Annotated in this window: 6 protein-coding genes; 4 read left to right on the forward strand and 2 right to left on the reverse strand. The window is 70.7% G+C overall.

Translation table 11 applies throughout. From position 1 onward, the window contains the following. On the reverse strand, positions 1–444 hold a 444-nt coding region (locus tag O3Q52_RS50700; protein ID WP_269655184.1), incomplete at its 3' end, for a ferritin-like domain-containing protein. A gap of 11 nt (positions 445–455) precedes the next feature. Continuing rightward, positions 456–995 carry a hypothetical protein gene (locus tag O3Q52_RS50705; protein WP_269655179.1) on the reverse strand — a complete coding sequence of 180 codons (540 nt, stop codon included), beginning with the start codon at positions 993–995 and terminating at the stop codon, positions 456–458. 205 nt (positions 996–1,200) lie between these two features. Between O3Q52_RS50705 and rimP the strand changes: the two genes are divergently transcribed. From rimP to O3Q52_RS50725, 4 genes are all read left to right on the forward strand, one after another. Then, positions 1,201–1,719 (forward strand): ribosome maturation factor RimP, encoded by a 519-nt coding sequence (rimP, locus tag O3Q52_RS50710; protein WP_269655180.1) that lies wholly within the window; start codon positions 1,201–1,203, stop codon positions 1,717–1,719. 2 nt (positions 1,720–1,721) lie between these two features. After that, a complete protein-coding gene (nusA, locus tag O3Q52_RS50715; protein WP_269655181.1) occupies positions 1,722–2,717 on the forward strand; it encodes a transcription termination factor NusA in 996 nt (331 codons plus the stop codon). Positions 2,718–2,887: 170 nt separating this feature from the next. Next, on the forward strand, positions 2,888–3,169 hold the full coding sequence (locus tag O3Q52_RS50720) for a YlxR family protein (RefSeq protein ID WP_269655182.1): 282 nt from the start codon (positions 2,888–2,890) through the stop codon (positions 3,167–3,169). Positions 3,170–3,331: 162 nt separating this feature from the next. Continuing rightward, positions 3,332–3,552, forward strand: a 221-nt coding sequence (locus O3Q52_RS50725; RefSeq protein ID WP_269655183.1) for a translation initiation factor IF-2 N-terminal domain-containing protein, incomplete at its 3' end; no start/stop codon positions are given.

Consider the following 3,552-nt stretch of genomic DNA (forward strand, 5'->3'; position numbering starts at 1 on the left):
GCGAGCTGGAACGACGGCAGACCCACGGCAAGATCGTGCTCCGGCCGTAGCTCCCACTGTCCGGGGCGACCATCGTGCGGGCGCCCCGGCGGCCGACCGGCGCCGGTCGCCCTCCGCGGCACGGACCAGGTCGGAGTAGACCCCGGCCACTCGGTCCTCCAGCTCGGCGGCGAGCCGCACGGCCGACTCCGCGTCCGTCACCGGGAACGGCAGCGCGTACGCGGCCGCCGCCGGCTTGGGCATCCCGCGCAGGTCGCGCACCGTACGCGCCAGCTCGTCCCGCCGGGCCCGGTGCGCGTCGTACGCCGCCCGAGCCTCGGTCCGCCGGTCCTCGCCGATCTTCCCGCCCACGACCCCGTAGCCGTACACGGCCGCATGCTCGGCCGCGAGTGCGGCCTGCACGGCCGTCAGCGCCCTGGCCTTCGACTCGGCCTTTCCGGCCATTTCGGAACCGCTCACTTCTTCTCGCCCTCCGTCAGCAGAAACGCGTGCACGGCACCGGCCGCCGCCACCGAGGCCAGCAGCCGCGCCAGCTCTCCCGGCACGTCGAGGAGCGCCTTCGTACGCCGGTCCGCCAGTGTCCGCTCGGCCGCGGCGAGTTCGGCGAGGGCGTCCTTCTCCACGGCCGGCACCTCGGCGGACGGGCCGGGAGAAGGCGTCGCGGAAGCACTCGCAGACGCGGAGGCCGATGCCTCCTTGCCCCCGCCGAACGCCTCCGCGTGCCGTACGACCTCCGCGCGCAGCGGCGACAGGCGGTCGGCCAGCGCGGGATGCACGGCGAGCACGGCCTCGTACCGCTCCGCGAGCCGCTCGCTGTCGAGGGCCGCACGCGCGCGTGCCCGCTCGGCGGCGGACGTGCTCCCGCCGGTGGTCCCGGAGGAGGAGTCGGAGGAGGAGCAGCCCGCGAGCAACGCGGCGCCGACGCCGGCGGCCCCGGCGAACAGGCTCCTTCGGCGCGGCCCCGAGGGGATGCGCGACGGCAGGGTGAACGGCACGGCAGACGTCCTCGGAGGGCTCGTACGAACGGAAGGGCGGCAGGCCCGTGATCACGGTACCCGGGTAGCGCCCCCGCACCCACCAGCGGCGCCGTCCCGCCGTCGGGCGGGCCACGGTGGACGGCAACACCCCTTGGGACCGGATACCCTTTGACCTGACACGCGACCTACCCACAACAGCACACGCGGCCGAGGAGTCACCCGGATGAGCACCACCCAGAGCGAGAGGCTTCGAGAGCTCCTGGAACCGCTCGTCAGCTCGCAGGGACTCGATCTCGAGGAGATCGAGGTGGACTCGGTAGGACGCAAGCGTGTGCTGCGCGTCGTGGTCGACTCCGACGAAGGAGCCGATCTGGACGCGATCGCCGATGTGAGCCGCGCGCTCTCGGCGAAGCTGGACGAGACCGACGCGATGGGCCAGGGCGAGTACACCCTCGAAGTGGGAACCCCCGGGGCCGAGCGCGAGCTCAAGGAACACCGTCACTACGTACGCGCCACGGACCGCCTGGTGAGATTCCAGCTGACGAGCGGCGACGAACTGGTCGCCCGGATCCTGACGGTGGACGAGGACGGGATCGACCTGGAGGTGCCCGGCGTCAAGGGACGCAAGGCCACCGCCCGCAGGATCGCCTTCGAGGACATCGACAAGGCGCGCGTGCAGGTCGAGTTCAACCGCAAGAGCAACGAGAACGACGCAGACATGAAGGAAGAGGAGGAGGCGTAGCCGTGGACATCGACATGAGTGCCCTGCGGGGCTTGGTGCGGGAGAAGGAGATCTCCTTCGACCTGCTGGTCGAGGCGATCGAGTCGGCCCTCCTCATCGCCTACCACCACACCGAGGGAAGCCGCCGCCCCGCGCGCGTCAAGCTCGACCGGGAGACCGGCCATGTGACCGTGTGGGCGAAGGAGGACCCCGAGGACCTGGAGGAGGGGCAGGAGGCGCGCGAGTTCGACGACACCCCGTCCGACTTCGGCCGGATCGCCGCCAGCACCGCCAAGCAGGTCATCCTGCAGCGCCTGCGGGACGCGGAGGACGACGCGACGCTCGGCGAGTACGCGGGCCGCGACGGCGACATCGTCACCGGTGTCGTCCAGCAGGGCCGCGACCCGAAGAACGTGCTCGTCGACATCGGCAAGCTGGAGGCCATCCTGCCGGTGCAGGAGCAGGTCCCCGGTGAGTCGTACCAGCACGGCGTGCGGCTGCGGTCCTACGTCGTGCGGGTGGCGAAGGGCGTACGCGGTCCCTCCGTGACCCTCTCCCGCACGCACCCCAACCTGGTGAAGAAGCTCTTCGCCCTGGAGGTGCCGGAGATCGCCGACGGCTCCGTCGAGATCGCCGCGATCGCCCGCGAGGCCGGCCACCGCACGAAGATCGCCGTCCGGTCCACCCGGTCCGGCCTGAACGCCAAGGGCGCCTGCATCGGCCCCATGGGCGGCCGCGTGCGCAACGTCATGGCCGAGCTGAACGGCGAGAAGATCGACATCGTCGACTGGTCGGACGACCCGGCCGAGATGGTGGCGAACGCGCTGTCCCCGGCCCGGGTCTCCAAGGTCGAGGTCGTCGACCTCGCGGCCCGCTCCGCGCGCGTGACGGTCCCTGACTACCAGTTGTCCCTGGCGATCGGCAAGGAAGGGCAGAACGCCCGGCTCGCCGCCCGCCTGACCGGCTGGCGCATCGACATCCGTCCGGACACCGAGCAGCCCGCCGAGAAGCAGGACTGAGCCGGGACCGGGACGGGTCCGAGGACGGACCGGGCCGACACAGGCCCAGGTCCGGGGCGTCAACGGCAGGATCGGGAATAGATCACGCCGTGTGACGGTTGGATTACGACAACAACCGTTCGGTTCTTGCCCCAAAGGGGTGAGGTCGGTGCGGGGAGGTAGACTTAAGAGTGTCTGGCCGGACGCATGCCCGCGCATGCCCTGAGCGCACCTGTGTGGGGTGCCGGGAGCGAGCGGCCAAGATCGATCTGCTGCGCACCGTGGCGGCCGAGGGCGAATGCGTCCCCGATCCTCGCGGTACGCTGCCCGGCCGGGGTGCGTATGTACACCCCGTCCTCGTCTGTCTCGACCTGGCGGTCCGCCGCCGGGCGTTCACGAGGGCGCTGCGTGCCCCGGGTCCGCTCGAAACAAAGGCGTTGCGCCTGTACGTCGAGCAGACAGACAGTTGCTGAGCAGGCAACACCGTAAAACGTGTCGCACGGAACCCCGTGCGGCCCTGGTACCCCGCGAGTTGGAAGTAGGTCGAGATTGCGATGAGCACTCGATGAGCACGCGATGAGTACGCCCATGAAGTAGCGACGGTCCGGACGCAACCCGGACCTAAAAGGAGCGAAGTGGCTAAGGTCCGGGTATACGAACTCGCCAAGGAGTTCGGGGTGGAGAGCAAGGTCGTCATGGCCAAGCTCCAAGAACTCGGTGAATTTGTCCGTTCGGCGTCCTCGACGATCGAGGCGCCCGTAGTACGCAAGCTGACCGACGCCCTGCAGCAGGGCAACGGCGGCGGCAAGCCCGCCCCGCGCAAGGCCGCGCCCGCCAGGCCCGGCGCGCCTTCTCC

It is taken from the genome of Streptomyces sp. ActVer, from assembly GCF_027270795.1.
GTDB lineage: Bacteria > Actinomycetota > Actinomycetes > Streptomycetales > Streptomycetaceae > Streptomyces > Streptomyces umbrinus_A.

What these genes read in the sequence shown, in the direction of transcription:
- rimP (WP_269655180.1), top strand. Translation starts at nt 1,201, where the DNA reads ATGAGCACCACCCAGAGCGAGAGGCTTCGAGAGCTCCTGGAACCGCTC.